Origin of the sequence: Rhodococcus sp. DN22, assembly GCF_036669995.1 — a bacterium.
In the GTDB taxonomy this organism is placed as follows: Bacteria; Actinomycetota; Actinomycetes; order Mycobacteriales; family Mycobacteriaceae; genus Rhodococcus_F; species Rhodococcus_F erythropolis.
Genome location: NZ_CP133326.1, coordinates 3,089,495 through 3,104,361, shown reverse-complemented (window position 1 = coordinate 3,104,361; position 14,867 = coordinate 3,089,495). Strand labels below are relative to the sequence as shown.

At 63.2% G+C, this 14,867-nt stretch carries 14 protein-coding genes; 4 read left to right on the top strand and 10 right to left on the bottom strand.

Annotation, left to right across the window (positions count from 1 at the left end; genetic code table 11):
- Window positions 1-6 precede the first annotated feature (6 nt).
- The 3 genes from RA302_RS14380 (at window position 7) to RA302_RS14370 (ending at window position 1,395) form a co-directional block, all read left to right on the top strand.
- Complete coding sequence (locus RA302_RS14380; protein WP_003944891.1) at window positions 7-327, top strand: TfoX/Sxy family protein; 321 nt, start codon at window positions 7-9, stop codon at window positions 325-327.
- 134 nt (window positions 328-461) lie between these two features.
- Window positions 462-710, top strand: coding sequence for a hypothetical protein (locus RA302_RS14375; RefSeq protein ID WP_207624530.1), 249 nt, complete (start codon window positions 462-464; stop codon window positions 708-710).
- A 172-nt stretch (window positions 711-882) separates the two neighbouring features.
- Complete coding sequence (locus RA302_RS14370; protein WP_230587563.1) at window positions 883-1,395, top strand: hypothetical protein; 513 nt, start codon at window positions 883-885, stop codon at window positions 1,393-1,395.
- Here the strand turns inward: RA302_RS14370 and RA302_RS14365 are convergent.
- The 3 genes from RA302_RS14365 to secG all read right to left on the bottom strand — a co-directional run bounded on the left by RA302_RS14365 (window position 1,382) and on the right by secG (window position 5,383).
- Window positions 1,382-2,167 carry an oxidoreductase gene (locus RA302_RS14365; protein WP_030536410.1) on the bottom strand — a complete coding sequence of 262 codons (786 nt, stop codon included), beginning with the start codon at window positions 2,165-2,167 and terminating at the stop codon, window positions 1,382-1,384. The two genes, RA302_RS14370 and RA302_RS14365, sit on opposite strands and share 14 nt — an antisense overlap.
- Before the next feature lie 104 nt (window positions 2,168-2,271).
- Window positions 2,272-5,046, bottom strand: coding sequence for a phosphoenolpyruvate carboxylase (gene ppc / locus RA302_RS14360; RefSeq protein ID WP_030536411.1), 2,775 nt, complete (start codon window positions 5,044-5,046; stop codon window positions 2,272-2,274).
- Window positions 5,047-5,149: 103 nt separating this feature from the next.
- Entirely contained in the window at window positions 5,150-5,383 is a 234-nt protein-coding gene (secG, locus tag RA302_RS14355; protein ID WP_003944946.1) for a preprotein translocase subunit SecG, read from the bottom strand.
- A 209-nt stretch (window positions 5,384-5,592) separates the two neighbouring features.
- Between secG and RA302_RS14350 the strand changes: the two genes are divergently transcribed.
- Window positions 5,593-6,393, top strand: coding sequence for a tyrosine-protein phosphatase (locus RA302_RS14350; RefSeq protein ID WP_030536412.1), 801 nt, complete (start codon window positions 5,593-5,595; stop codon window positions 6,391-6,393).
- 89 nt (window positions 6,394-6,482) lie between these two features.
- Here the strand turns inward: RA302_RS14350 and tpiA are convergent, their stop codons facing one another.
- The 7 genes from tpiA to uvrC form a co-directional block, all read right to left on the bottom strand.
- Window positions 6,483-7,268, bottom strand: a complete 786-nt coding sequence (gene tpiA / locus RA302_RS14345) for a triose-phosphate isomerase (RefSeq protein WP_030536413.1) — start codon at window positions 7,266-7,268, stop codon at window positions 6,483-6,485.
- A gap of 6 nt (window positions 7,269-7,274) precedes the next feature.
- Window positions 7,275-8,486 (bottom strand): phosphoglycerate kinase, encoded by a 1,212-nt coding sequence (locus RA302_RS14340; protein WP_030536414.1) that lies wholly within the window; start codon window positions 8,484-8,486, stop codon window positions 7,275-7,277.
- A 17-nt stretch (window positions 8,487-8,503) separates the two neighbouring features.
- Window positions 8,504-9,523, bottom strand: coding sequence for a type I glyceraldehyde-3-phosphate dehydrogenase (gene gap, locus RA302_RS14335; protein WP_003944851.1), 1,020 nt, complete (start codon window positions 9,521-9,523; stop codon window positions 8,504-8,506).
- A gap of 158 nt (window positions 9,524-9,681) precedes the next feature.
- Window positions 9,682-10,659, bottom strand: coding sequence for a DNA-binding protein WhiA (gene whiA, locus RA302_RS14330; protein WP_021344225.1), 978 nt, complete (start codon window positions 10,657-10,659; stop codon window positions 9,682-9,684).
- On the bottom strand, window positions 10,656-11,720 hold the full coding sequence (yvcK, locus tag RA302_RS14325; protein WP_003944943.1) for a uridine diphosphate-N-acetylglucosamine-binding protein YvcK: 1,065 nt from the start codon (window positions 11,718-11,720) through the stop codon (window positions 10,656-10,658). Before yvcK ends, whiA begins: the two co-directional genes overlap by 4 nt.
- Window positions 11,717-12,616: an RNase adapter RapZ gene (gene rapZ, locus RA302_RS14320; protein WP_003944872.1), complete on the bottom strand. Its 900-nt coding sequence runs from the start codon at window positions 12,614-12,616 to the stop codon at window positions 11,717-11,719. The genes yvcK and rapZ overlap by 4 nt, the downstream gene beginning before the upstream one ends.
- The gene (gene uvrC, locus RA302_RS14315) at window positions 12,613-14,805 is read right to left on the bottom strand and encodes an excinuclease ABC subunit UvrC (RefSeq protein ID WP_030536415.1); all 2,193 of its coding nucleotides are present in this window, start codon (window positions 14,803-14,805) and stop codon (window positions 12,613-12,615) included. Before uvrC ends, rapZ begins: the two co-directional genes overlap by 4 nt.
- Window positions 14,806-14,867 lie beyond the last annotated feature (62 nt).

The window sequence follows — 14,867 nt, the reverse complement described above, 5'->3', positions numbered from 1 at the left end:
GCCTCCATGGCATACGACAAAGCGCTGGCTGAGCGTATCCGCGATGCGCTCTCGGGCGAGGACGACGTCGAGGAAGTAAAGATGTTCGGTGGGCTGAGCTTCATGGTGAACGGGAAGCTGGCCGCCAGTGCGAACTCACACGGCAACATCATGGTTCGGTGTGACCCCGATCGAGTCGACGAGCTTCTGACGCACAAGGGTGCAAGCTGGCCCGAGATGCGGGGTAAGCCGATGAGCAAGGGATGGATCGTCGTCGACCGAACCGGGACGAGTTCGAACGTCGAATTCAACGCGTGGATCAAGGAAGCTCTGGACTTCGTTCACTGACAGCTGGGGTGCGTTGCCGAAGATATCTGACGAGACTGGTGTGGCCGCGGGCTCTCGCGTCGATGAGAGACTGAACCGTGCCCGATCGACCTGAGATTGTCTGTATCTGCGGCTCTGCGCGATTCGCTGAAGAGATGCGGGAGGCGAACCGCGACCTGACGTTCGCGGGCGTGATCGTCGTCGCGCCGGTTGAAGCAGACGAGGCGGTCTCTGTCGAGCAGAAGAACCTGCTCGACGCGCTCCATCTGCGCAAGATCGACCTCGCCGATCGGGTTCTGGTCGTCAACCCTCGCGGATACATCGGTGAGTCCACGCGCCGAGAGATCGCGTACGCGCGCGCCGCCGGCAAACCAGTGTCGTTCACGACGCCGTTTGATCAGTAAGCGCCTCGTCGGTGCGGGCCGCAACGAATATTCTCACGCCGAGTTGCTCGAGCCCTAGCGCCGGTTCGATCAATTTCGCTCGATTCGGCAAAAGTGAACTGGGCGGCCCTTAGACTCCGGAAAAGCATTGGATTGGGCGGCTCGACGCCGCGGAGGAAAGGTGGTCCGTCGCGTGACGTTCACACCCAATCAGCCGGATCACCAACGCGCCTTCGGGTTTCAGACGCCGTCGACCCGCGCAATTCCCTCCCTCATGCCCGACCGTTTCGGACCTAGCCTCATCGGATCGCTCTGGGCGTGCGCCGGGATCGTCGCCGGAAGCCTCGGCCCGTGGACGTCATCCTCTGCGCTGGACCACAGTGGTGTCGACGAATGCGGAGCGATCACTCTCGTCCTCGCTCTGTGCGCGGTGACCGCGTTGATCACCCTCATGGTTCGAGACGTCACGCCCGAGATCAAGAATCACTGCACCGGCCCTTTGGTCGGAATCGCGGTATTGATCGTTGCCGTCGGAAACGCCGCGTCCATCGTGCGACGTAGTACCGAGTTCGCAGGGCACACTGCCGGACCGTCCATCGGGTGGGGACTGTGGGTGGTCATCGCGTCCGCAGTGATCCTGTGCATCACGTCGTCGACCGTCGCGCACATGATCAGGTTTCAGGCAGCAATGATCACAAGGTCTTGATCAGACCGCCGTCGATCACGAAATCCGCGCCTGTCACGTTCCCCGCACGATCGCTGGCGAGGAACAACACCAGGTCGGCAACCTCTTCGGGGAAGGTAAACCGCCCAGTCTCGGCTCCGGCCGCGGCGCTTTCGACGATGTCGTCGGCGGCTGATCCACTCGCCTTCGCCAGCGTCGAGGCCACTCCGTGCTTGCCGAGCCACAACTCCGTTTGCACCGGGCCAGGGCTGACGGTATTGACGCGGATCCCCTGCCCGCCCAGTTCTTTCGACAACGACTTCGAGAAGTTGGTCAATGCCGCTTTGGCGGCGCTGTAGTCGATCACCGTGGGGTCAGGTAAGAATGCGTTGACCGAACTGATCGTCACGATGCTCCCTCCACCTCGGCGGATCAACTCCCGCAGCGCAGCGCGAACAGTGCGTACAGCAGACAAGAACGTCAGATTGAACGACGCCGCCCACTCTTCGTCCGTGATGGCCGCGAAACCGCTCGTTCTCGGGGTGACGGCGCCGACGTTGTTGACCAGGATGTCGACGCCGCCCCTCGCTGCTGCAACCTCGAGCAGTCGGGTTGATCCTTCGACACTCGCGAGGTCGACGCCGACAAAGGTGACGGCGCCGCCGGACTGCAGCGATTCGAGTTCCGGCGAGAGCGTCCGCGAGCCCGCGACGACGTGGACTCCCTCGGCCACCAGGGCCCGAGTGATCGCCAACCCGATACCTTTTCCCGCGCCGGTAACGACGGCAGTTCGTCCGTCCAATTGCAGATCCACTGCGGTCCCCGTTCGGTCCGGTGCGCAGCGTTGGGTGTGCGTGCGACAGCTCTAGAGTCGCCGCACGCACACCCTGGTAAACCTGCAGAACCAGCCGCTGTTACCTAGCCACTGTTACGAAGCGCAGTGGCCAGGCCGTTCATCGTCAGCTGGATACCCCGACGCACCTGATCGCTCTCGTCGCCGGAACGGTACCGACGGATCAGCTCGACCTGTAGATGGTTGAGAGGTTCGAGGTACGGGAACCGGTTGTGGACCGAACGCTCGAGGCCCGAGTTGTCGGCAAAGAGGTTCTCGTTGCCCGTGATTGCCTTGTACATGCGAATTGTGCGTTCGTGCTCGTCGGTGATCATTCCGAAGACTCGATCGCGCAGTTCGGCGTCGGGCACGAGGTCCGCGTACCGGGCCGCCAAACCGAGATCCGACTTCGACATCACCATGGCCATGTTCGAGAGCACGGTTCGGAAGAACGGCCACTTCTCGTACAGGGCCGTCAACGTGGCAAGCCGAGTATCGTCTCCGTCTATCCATCTTTCGAACGCGGCGCCGGTTCCGTACCAACCCGGAAGCATCACGCGAGACTGACTCCACGAGAGCACCCAGGGAATCGCTCGCAGGTCGGAGATCGCCTTGGTCTGCTTGCGAGAGGCCGGACGAGAGCCGATGTTGAGTGCCCCGATCTCGGCGACCGGTGTCGACGCTTCGAAGTACTGCACGAATCCTGGTGTGTCGTGCACCAATTCGCTGTACGCGGTGCGGGCGAGGGCCGCGAGCTCGTCCAGTACCGCGTAGGCAGCGTCGGCATCGCTGCCGAGTCCTTCGACGTCGAGCAACGTCGACTCGATAGTCGCGGCGATGAGTGTTTCGAGGTTGCGATGTGCCAGACGCGGTTCGGCGTACTTGGCCGCAATCACCTCACCCTGCTCGGTGATTCGCAGAGAACCCGCGACTGCACCGGGAGGCTGAGCCAGAATCGCTTCGTAACTCGGTCCGCCGCCACGTCCGACGGTTCCGCCGCGGCCGTGGAAGAGCCTCAACCTGATTCCGCTCTTACGCGCGGCATCGACGAGGTCGAGTTCGGCACGGTACAGCGCCCAGTTGGCTGCCAGGTACCCGCCGTCCTTGTTCGAGTCGGAGTACCCGAGCATCACTTCTTGACTGTCACCACGGGAACGGACGATCGCACGATAGATCGGGATGTCGAGCGTCGCCAGCAATGTGTCGGCGCCGCCCTGCAGATCCTCGATCGTCTCGAACAACGGCACGATGCCGATCGGGCACGAGGGCTCGCTACCGACGCCCGGATCGAGCACCCCGACCTCTTTGAGCAGCACTGCAGCCTCGAGCATGTCACTGACCGAGGTACACATGCTGATGATGTAGTTGGGTACCGCACCCGCTCCGAGAACCCGCACTGCCTTGGCACCGGCCGCCATGATGGCCAGTTCCTTGGTGGTCAATTCGCTGAACTCGGCGTCCGGCGAAGTCAGTGGTCGCCGCGTCGTCAACTCGGCCGACAGCAATTCGACTCGATCGGCTTCCGGCAAGGACGCGTAGTCCGGGTGAACTCCGGCCCACGCCAGAAGTTCTGCGACGACGCTTTCGTGTACCTCGGAGTTCTGCCGCATGTCCAGACCGGACAGGTGAAAGCCGAACACCTCCACCGCTTCTCGGAGCCGATCGAGTCGATCGTCGGCGATGGTCTCGTCACCGAAACGACGCAACGAGGTGTCGATGATTCCGAGATCCCGCTGCAACTGTGCCGGGTCGGTGTACGCCTCGAGTCCGTCGTCGGACCCGTGGGCGGGCAACTCCCCCAGTACCGTCAGTGCTGTGGCGCTCAAGCGCCCGCGGATACCGCGAATCGCGCGACGGTACGGCTCGTCGGCCCTGAAGGCAGAGTCGTCGCCGGAGGTAGACGCCAGCAGATCGAGTTCGGGCGTGACGGAAACCAGCCGCGCCGACATCGACAGTTCACGCTCGAGATGTTCGAGTTCCTCGAGGTGATGCTCGAGAGCAGTCGCCGCAGCGCGCGACGTGGCGCGCTGGACGATTTCGCCGGTCACGTACGGATTGCCGTCTCGGTCACCGCCGATCCACGAACCCGGCCTCAGGATCGGTTCCGGCAGGAGCCCGGCGTCCGGCCAACGAGTGCGCAGAGCTTTGCGAACCTCGGCGTTGATCTTCGGAATCACCTCGAACAACGCTGCGTCGTAGTAGCGCAGGCCTACCTCGATTTCATCCTGGATGCGGAGGCGGCTGAGCCGGATCAGAGCCGTCTGCCACAGGGTCAGGATCTGACGGCGCAATTGCAGATCGACATCAGCGGTTTCTGCGACGCTCAGCGCCGTGCGCTCGCGGTATCGCATCAACTCGGTGATCCGACTCTGCGTCTCGAACACCGTACGGCGTCGAGTCTCCGTCGGGTGAGCGGTGATGACGGGTGAGACCAGAGCGCCCCGAAGCGCTTCTTCGACGGTGGCCGAATCGATATCGGCTGCATCAAGTTTGGTGTACGTGGCCGCGAGAGTGCTGTCGCGGGGCGGTTCCCCCGCGTTGACGTGGATGGCCCGTCGACGCTCGCGATGGATGTCCTCGGCCAGGTTGGCGAGCAGTGCGAAGTGACTGAACGCCCGGATGACGGGAATGGCGTCGTCCGTACTGATTTCGGCGAACAGCGACACCAGTTCGGCGCGATCGATCTCCGAACGACGGACTCGGAACGACTCGACACGGGCTCGCTCGACCAGATCGAACACATTGTCGCCGGCTTGCTCTCGCACTATTTGTCCGAGTATTCCGCCGAGAAGCCGGATGTCTTCGCGCAGCGGCTCGGTGGCCTCTCGCGGTGTTTCTCGATGCGACGCGGTTTCAGTCATCACACAATTATCGACCGAAACAAAGAACCCCGCTCGATAGGCGGGGTTCCGTGTCTGAAATTCGTGTGTGAAAAACTACCGGCTGTAAGTCATGAGCCGAGAATCAGGCGAACTTGATCTCCAGGCCGATGCCGACGATCGAAATGAGCCAGATCAACGCGGTGAAGACCGTCAACCGGTCGAGGTTCTTCTCGACAACAGTCGATCCGGACAGGCTGGACTGGACACCGCCACCGAACAGACTCGACAAACCGCCGCCCTTACCGCGATGCAGGAGCACCAAGGCGATGAGGAGCAAGCTGGTGATGACCAGCAGGATATCCAGGAACAGTTTCATGTCTGTCTACGTCCACCAATCCAATAGGGACAACTACAACCGATAACACCATACAGGCGCGCGCAGATAGCCTGACCACATACCCGCCTCGCACATGACTTTGCACCCGGCCAGGCACGACTCTTGGTCAGTGGCATCGATCACACTGTCGAGATACCGATTCAGTAGTTTTTCAGTTGACGCGACTCTACCTCCGAAAGGCCGGCTCCATGCTTTCCGACACTGCCCTGCCCAACACTGCCCTGCCCGACACACCCCTGCCTGACACACCGCGTCTGGCTTCGATTCACAACTTCCGCGACGTGGCCGGCCCCGGGTACGTCACGACCAGCGGACAGGCGATGAGCCGCGGAGTCTTCTACCGTGCAAACGTACTGACGCCCTCGCCCGAGGATCTTGCAATCGTGGAATCGCTGGGGCTGACCGCCGTCTATGACGTGCGCTCCGAAACCGAGGCGAACGAAACTCCCGACATCGTGCCGGCGCCGGCGATGTACGCCCACATTCCCATCCTGTCCGGAAACATCCACGCCGAAGCGATGGCTCTCCGAACAGCGGACGCTGCAACAGCTTTCATGCAGAACATCAATCGCAGCTTTGTCGCAGACCCCGTCACTCGGAACGGATTTTCGCAGTTGTTCGCCGCCCTGGCGACCACCGCGGGGCCGCAACTCTTCCACTGCACGGCGGGCAAGGACCGAACAGGTTGGGCGGCAGCACTACTGCAGACACTCGCTGGTGTACCGCGCGAAACGATCACGGCGGACTACCTGCTCACGAACACGTACTCGGCCGAGTACATCGAGGCAACAGTCGCGAAGATCGCCGCTGCCACAGATGCAGACAAGGGCGAGGTGATCCGGTTGCTGCTTTCCGTCGACGCGAGTTACCTGGGCGCTGCCTTCGAGCAGGTCGAGCACCACTACGGAACCGTTGAGAACTATCTGACCGCCGGGTTGGAGCTTGCTCCCGAACTCGTCGGCGCTCTGGAAACCAAACTCCTGACCTGACTCGCGAACAAAAAACTGCGGGCGTGTGACCTAGTCGGTCACACACCCGCAGTCTTAGTCTCGAGCAGTTTCAGCTCACTACCCGATCATCACGGGAGTGGACCGCCTGCAGCGATCGCAGACAGTGTCGCGAACTCGTCAGCCTTGAGTGACGCGCCGCCGACAAGAGCGCCGTCGACGTCGGCCTGGCCGACGATCTCTCCGACGTTCTTGGAGCTGACGCTACCGCCGTACAGAACGCGAACGCCGGCCGCGACCTCGGCGTCGGCAAGTTCGGCCACTGTTGCTCGTACCGCAGCACACACTTCCTGTGCATCGGCGGCAGAAGCGACACGGCCGGTGCCGATGGCCCAGACAGGTTCGTACGCGATGACGATCTTGGAGATCTCCTCCGCGCTCAGGCCCGCCAACGAACCCTTGAGCTGGTCGACGTTGTAGGCGACATGCTCGCCCGCTTCGCGGATCTCGAGGCCTTCGCCGATGCACACGATCGGCGTGAGGCCGTTCTTGAGAGCAGCCTTCGTCTTCGCGAGGACGGTCTCGTTGGTCTCACCGTGAAGGGTGCGACGCTCGGAGTGACCGACCACGACGAAGGTGCAACCGAGCTTGGCCAGCATGGAGCCGCTGATCTCGCCCGTGAACGCACCCGAGTCATGAGCCGAGACATCTTGCGCGCCGTATGTGAGGAGGAGCTTGTCGCCCTCGATCAGCGTCTGGACGCTTCGGATGTCGGTGAACGGCGGGATGACCGTGACGTCCACTTTGTCGAAGTACTTCGCAGGCAAGGAGAAAGCGATCTTCTGCACCAGGGCGATAGCCTCGAGGTGGTTCAGATTCATCTTCCAGTTGCCGGCGATCAACGGCTTACGTGCCATGTCGGATCAGCCTTCCAGTACTGCGATGCCAGGCAGCTCTTTGCCCTCGAGGTACTCGAGGGAAGCGCCACCACCGGTGGAAATGTGCGAGAAGCCCTCGTCCGGGATACCGAGCTGACGAACGGCTGCTGCGGAGTCGCCGCCGCCGACGACGCTGAAGGCGCCCTTCTCGGTTGCCTCCACGATTGCCTCGGCGACACCGCGGGTGCCTGCCTCGAACTTCGGGAACTCGAACACGCCCATCGGGCCGTTCCAGAACACCGTCTTGGCGCCGGTCAGGATCGCGGCAAAACGCTTGACCGACTCCGGTCCGATGTCCAGACCCATCCAGCCGTCGGGAATCTTGTCGAACGGAACGATCTTCGACTCGGCATCGGCCGAGAAGGAGTCCGCGACGACAACATCCTGAGGGATGTGGATGACGTCGGCGTACCGGTCGAGGAGATCCTTGCAGGTCTCGATCATGGACTCTTCGCACAGCGAATTGCCCACGGACACACCCTGAGCCGCGAGGAACGTGTAGAACATTCCGCCGCCGATCACCAGAGTGTCGACCTTCGGCGCCAGTGCCTCGATGACGGCCAGCTTGTCCGAGACCTTGGAGCCACCGAGCACCACCGCGTACGGACGCGCCGCGTCCTGCGTGAGCTTGGCGAGCACCTCGACCTCGGCGCCGACCAGGTATCCGGCGTAATGCGGGAGCAGCTTCGCGACGTCGAAGACCGACGCCTGCTTACGGTGAACAACACCGAATCCGTCGGAGACGAATGCGCCGTCGTCACCGACCAGCTCGACGAGAGCCTTGGCGAGCTTGACCCGCTCGGCTTCGTCCTTGCTGGTCTCGCGAGGGTCGAAACGGATGTTCTCGAGCATCAGGACGTCACCGTCGGTGAGTCCTTCGGAACGAGCCAGCGCGTCCTGTCCCACGACGTCACCGGCGAGTTGCACGTTGCGACCGAGGATTTCGGCCAACTTCGCGGCAACCGGTGCGAGGGAGAACTTGGGATCGGGCTGACCGTCGGGGCGCCCGAGGTGCGCGGTCACGATGACCTTCGCTCCACCCTCGGCGAGTGCCCGCAGGGTGGGAGCGGACGCGACGATGCGACCCGGGTCCGTGATTTCTACGCCATCCAACGGGACGTTGAGGTCGGAACGCACCAGTACGGTGCGCCCCTCGACCCCAGCGTCCAGCAGATCCTTCAGCGTCTGAACTGCCACTGTTATCGAAACTCCGCTCAGAGAGACTTGGCGACGAGGCCGATGAGGTCGGCGAGGCGGTTGGAGTAGCCCCACTCGTTGTCGTACCAGGAGACGATCTTGACCTGGTCGTCGATGACCTTCGTCAGACCCGAGTCGAAGATCGACGAGTGCGGGTCGGTGACGATGTCCGAGGAGACGATCGGTGCGTCGGTGTACTTCAGGATGCCCTTGAGGGGTCCTTCGGCAGCAGCCTTCATCGCGGCGTTGATCTCGTCGGCGGTGGCCGACTTCTTCAGGTTCGCGGTGAGGTCGGTGACCGAGCCCGTGGGGATCGGCACGCGCAGTGCGTAGCCGTCGAGCTTGCCGAGCAGCTGCGGGAGAACCAGGCCGATTGCCTTGGCTGCACCGGTACCGGTGGGAACGATGTTGAGGGCAGCTGCGCGGGCGCGACGGAGGTCTGCGTGCGGAGCGTCCTGCAGGTTCTGATCCTGGGTGTACGCGTGGATCGTGGTCATCAGACCCTTGACGATGCCGAACTCGTCGTCGAGAACCTTGGCGATGGGGCCGAGGCAGTTGGTGGTGCACGACGCGTTGGAGATGATGTTCTGGCTGCCGTCGTACTTGTCGTCGTTGACGCCCATCACGATGGTGATGTCTTCACCCTTGGCCGGAGCCGAGATGATGACCTTCTTGGCGCCGGCTTCGAGGTGTCCCTTGGCCTTTGCGGCGTCGGTGAAGATGCCGGTGGACTCGACGACGACGTCGACGCCCAGCTCGCCCCAGGGAAGTTCGTTCAACGGGCCACGGTGTGCGAGGGCCTTGATGCGCTGATCGCCGACGACGATCGTGTCGTCACCGTCGAGCGACACGTCGTACGGCAAACGGCCGAGGATGGAGTCGTACTTCAGCAGGTGAGCGAGCGTCGCGTTGTCAGTCAGGTCGTTGACTGCCACGATCTCGATATCGGTGGTTCCGAGCGCCTTCTGCGCATCCACCGCCCTGAAGAAGTTACGTCCGATACGGCCGAAACCGTTTACGCCAACCCGGACAGTCACAATTCGCTCCTTTGACCATGATTCTGGTGTGCAACTTGACCCACGCATACTCCGAATCCGTGTGTGCACGACGCGGACGTGGGGTTCATCGGTCGATGTGACTCATACCCTAATGCGCGTGGCCCGAACGTGCGCAGCCCACCCTGACGGAGGGCAGGTCACCCCTCTTCGAGTAGCTCCACATTCACTGCGGATTCGGTGTCGGGTATGCCCGTTTCCTTGGCCTTGCGATCAGCCATGGACAGCAGGCGACGGATACGTCCGGCAACGGCGTCCTTGGTCATCGGCGGGTCGGCCAACTGGCCGAGTTCTTCGAGGGACGCCTGCCGATGCTCGACGCGCAGTGCACCCGCCGCCGCGAGGTGATCGGGCACGTCCTCACCGAGGATCTCCAACGCACGCTCGACGCGCGCAGCAGCCGCAACGGCAGCGCGAGCAGAGCGTCGCAGGTTTGCGTCGTCGAAATTGGCGAGACGATTGGCGGTGGCGCGGACCTCGCGTCGCATCCGCCTCTCCTCCCACACCAGACGTGTGTCCTGGGCTCCCATTCGGGTCAGGAGATCGCCGATGGCCTCACCGTCGCGGATCACCACACGATCCGTTCCGCGAACCTCACGTGCCTTCGCCGAGATCCCCAGACGCCGCGCAGCTCCAACCAGAGCAAGTGCGGCTTCCGGGCCCGGGCAGCTCACTTCGAGCGCCGACGAACGGCCGGGTTCGGTCAGGGAACCGTGCGCGAGGAACGCACCGCGCCACGCTGCTTCGGCGTCGCCGACACTTCCGCCGACGACCTGCGCAGGCAAGCCGCGAACCGGGCGCCCGCGAAGATCGAGCAGTCCCGTCTGGCGCGCGAGGGCCTCACCCTCCTTCGCCACACGCACGATGTAGCGAGCGGACTTTCGAAGCCCGCCCGCACTGAGTACGTGCACATCGGCACTGTAGGTGAACAGGTCGAATATCTCCCGGCGCAGACGTCGCGCCGTGGAGCCCAGATCCACCTCTGCTTCGACGACCACCCGGCCGCCGACGATGTGGAGCCCACCGGCAAAGCGCAGCAACGCGGAGACCTCTGCCTTGCGGCAGCTGACCTGAGTCACCACTAACCGGCTCAGTTCGTCCTTGACCTCCGCTGTCATTGCCACGAAGCGTTCTCCCTCTGTTCTTCGGATTGCTGTTCTTGCAGGGAAGACTGTGTCGAATCCCCTACTGCCGCACTGCTCGACAGTTCAGCCAGTACATCGGCCAGTTTTGCCGGATCGTGTACATGCGCTGCGCCCGGTGAGGTGTCCGCGACATCCGCGTACCTGACTTCGGCTGAAAATTGATCCGCCGCACGCTGCAGATGTTCACGTTCACGCCCGGCCGGTACCGACGCCGAGTCGACCACCACGTAGTCGACCCGGAAATCGGGCACGTGTTGGGAGAGTACGTGCAGGTGACGCTCCGCGGAGAATCCGGCGGTCTCCCCCGGCTCGGGTGCGAGATTGAGCACCAGTACCTTTCGAGCCTTCGTCGACGACAGTGATTCGACGAGTTCGGGTACCAGGACGTGTGGGATCACGCTCGAGAACCACGATCCCGGGCCGAGAACCACGAGATCGGCACGATCGATCGCAGTCACGGCATCGGGGCACGCGGGCGGATTGGACGGGAGCAGTCTCACACGCCGAACCTTGCCCGGGGTGGTCGCGACGGCAACCTGTCCACGAATGCAGCGGCTGACGCGGGGGTCCTCTTCGAGTCCCTGAACGTCGGCTTCGATCTCGAGCGCGATCGGCGACATCGGCAGCACACGGCCACGGATTCGCAGCAGTCGCGCCATCTCGTCGAGCGCGACGACCGGATCGCCGAGCACCTCGGTCAGTCCGGCCAGGATGAGATTGCCCACCGAATGCCCGGCAAGTGCGCCGACACCGCCGAAGCGATGCTGAATGGTCCGAGTCCAGTCGACTATCTCGGGTTCGTCCGACGCGAGAGCAGCCAGCGCCATCCGGAGGTCTCCAGGCGGGATGACGCCGAGTTCGGCGCGTAGCCGGCCCGACGAACCACCGTCGTCGGCGACCGTGACCACGGCGGTGACGTCGACCGTCAAGCGTCTGACGGCCTGGAGCGTGGCGAACAATCCGTGCCCGCCGCCGAGCGCGACGATGGCCGGCCCTTCGGGTGTCTCCCGCGAGCGATGTGTCGGTTCACTCATTCGCGCCCCAGATCCCGGTGCACGATGCTGACCGAGATGTCGTCCTCGGAACCCAAACGCCTCGCGAGAGCTTCGGACATGGCCACGCTTCGGTGCTTACCGCCGGTGCACCCGACCGCAATTGTCATGTAGCGCTTTCCTTCTCGTCGATATCCGGCGATCGTCAAATCCACCAGATGTCGGTAGGTGTCGAGATAGTCTTCCGCGCCCTCGCGGGACAACACGTAGTCGCGGACGTCGGCATCCTGACCGGTGTGCGGGCGAAGTTCAGGGATCCAGTGGGGATTGGGCAGGAAACGAACGTCACAGACGAGATCGGCGTCCATCGGCAGGCCGTACTTGAATCCGAACGACTGGACCGTCACCTTCATCGTTCGGTTGGCATCGTTTCCGAACGCCGTTTCGATCTTCTGACGCAGCTGATGCGCCTTCAGTGCCGACGTGTCGATGACCAGATCGGCGGCCGCCTTCACCACGGCCAACTGCCGACGCTCGGCTGCGATCCCTTCGGACAACGTGCCGTCGATGCCGTCGTTCTGCAACGGATGACTGCGGCGCACCTGTTCGAACCGTCGGATCAACACGTCGTCCGACGCTTCGAGGTACAGCACCCGAGTGTGGATCGGTTCCGCCTCGAGTTCGGTGAGCACCCACCCGAGATCGCCGGTGAAGAGTCGACTCCGCACGTCGATCACGACGGCGAGACGATCGACCGGCGGATCGGAGGTCAAGCTCAGACCGACCATTCGGGAAATGAGCTCAGGTGGCAAATTGTCCGCGACATACCAGCCGAGGTCTTCGAGCACCTTGGCAGCGGTACTCAAACCTGCTCCGGACAATCCCGTCACCAGCAGGAAATCCATCGTTCGACTGTCTTTGGCGCTGTCGGTAGTCACTGTGCACTCGGCCCCGTCGTCGGCATGGACAATTCTCGCGACTCGGAGCCCTCGTCATCGCTACCGGATTCGGCGCTGGGCGCGTCAGCAGACGTAACAGACGATTCGGATTCCGTGTCCAGCTCATCATCCCCTACCGCGGCTGGCAGCGCTCGAGCTTCAGCACCCGCGTCGGCTGCAGCCGAATCCGTGCCGAGTGCGGCCAGAACTGCTGTGGCGGTGGTCTCACCGATACCGGGGACCTGCATGATCTCCTCGACCGTTGCCGTTTTCAGCTTCGCCACGGAACCGAAGTGAGCCACCAGAGCGGTTCGACGAGTTTCACCGAGCCCCTTGACCGAATCCAGAGCCGAAGCCGTCATCCGCCTCGAGCGTTTGCTGCGATGGAACGTGATCGCGAAGCGGTGGGCTTCGTCTCGGATGCGCTGCAGTAGGTACAACGACTCGCTCGTCCGAGGGAGGATGACCGGATCTTCTTCCCCCGGCACCCATACCTCTTCGAGTCTTTTGGCCAACCCGACTACCGCGACGTCAGTGACCCCCAGCTCGTCGAGGACCGCCGCTGCCGCCGTGACCTGAGGGGCGCCGCCGTCCACGACGAACAGATTGGGCGGATAGGCGAACCGCCGAGGCCGGCCCGTCGCCGGGTCGATCGCCGCTTCGGGAGCCAGATCCCCACCGTCCGAGTCCATGGTCGACGCCGACGCCGCGAGGACGCCCAGGTCGCGGTTGTGGCGCAGGAACCGCCGACGCGTGATCTCCGCGATACTCGCGACGTCGTCGGAATGACCGTCGCCGGCAGCTTCCTTGATCGCGTAACGGCGGTAGTCCGACTTACGCGGGAGCCCGTCCTCGAACACGACCAGTGACGCCACGACGTCGGTTCCCTGGACGTGACTGATGTCGATGCATTCGATTCGTAGCGGAGCCGAGTCCAGGTCCAGTGCTTCCTGGATGCCCTGCAGCGCCGCGGAACGCGAAGTGAAATCGCCGGCGCGCTTGAGCTTGTGCTGCGCCAGAGCCTCTTTCGCGTTTCGCTGGACTGTTTCGGCGAGGTCTTTCTTGTCGCCGCGTTGCGGAACCCGCAGTTGCACTTGCGATCCCCGAAGCTTGCTCAGCCACGCCTGGATCTCGGTCGCGTTTGCCGGCAGAACCGGCACCAGAACTTCCTTGGGAACTGCGCTGATCCCGGCCTCGGAACCCGCTCCCGGGTCGAGGGCCGCCTGCTCACCGTAGAACTGGGTGAGGAACTGCTCGACCAGGATCGGCAGGTCGGACTCGGCGTCGAGTGCGGCCCAGTCGATGGCGTCGCCTGCCTTCTCCACGACCCATCCACGCTGACCCCGCACGCGTCCGCCCCGCACGTGGAACACCTGAACGGCGGCTTCGAGATCATCGGTGGCAAAGGCGACGAGATCGGCGTCGGTGCCGTCACCGAGTACGACGGCCTGCTTCTCGAGCGCCTTGCGCAAAGCCCCGATATCGTCACGCAGACGGGCTGCGGTCTCGAAGTCGAGATCCTCGGAAGCCTGCTGCATGCGCTTTTCGAGATCTTTGACCAACTTGTCCGTGCGGCCGGCGAGGAAGTCGCAGAAATCTTCGACGATCTGACGATGCTCCTCGGCGCTGACTCGCCCGACGCAGGGCGCCGAGCACTTGTCGATGTAGCCGAGCAGACACGGACGACCGATCTGGTTGTGCCGTTTGAAGACTCCGGACGAGCACGTTCGTGCGGGAAAGACTCGTAGCAGCAGATCGAGAGTTTCGCGGATCGCCCAGGCATGGGAGTAGGGACCGAAGTACCGGACACCCTTGCGCCGCGGACCGCGGTAGACGAACAAGCGCGGGAACTCTTCGTTGAGCGTCACCGCGAGAACCGGATACGTCTTGTCGTCGCGGTACCGGACGTTGAACCGCGGATCGAATTCCTTGATCCAGTTGTACTCGAGCTGAAGCGCTTCGACTTCGGTACTGACGACGGTCCACTCGACGCTGCCGGCGGTGGTCACCATCTGCCGAGTACGGGGATGAAGTGTCGTGACGTCCGCGAAGTACGAGTTCAAACGTGAACGGAGGCTTTTCGCCTTTCCGACGTAAATGACCCGACCATGCGGATCGCGAAATTTGTAGACGCCCGGCGCAGCCGGAATGGTTCCGGTAGCGGGGCGGTAAGTCGAGGGATCCGGCACGGTTTCAGGTTAGTCGCCGCCACCGACCGACTCGGAAACGCGCAGGATGCGGGCACCGAACC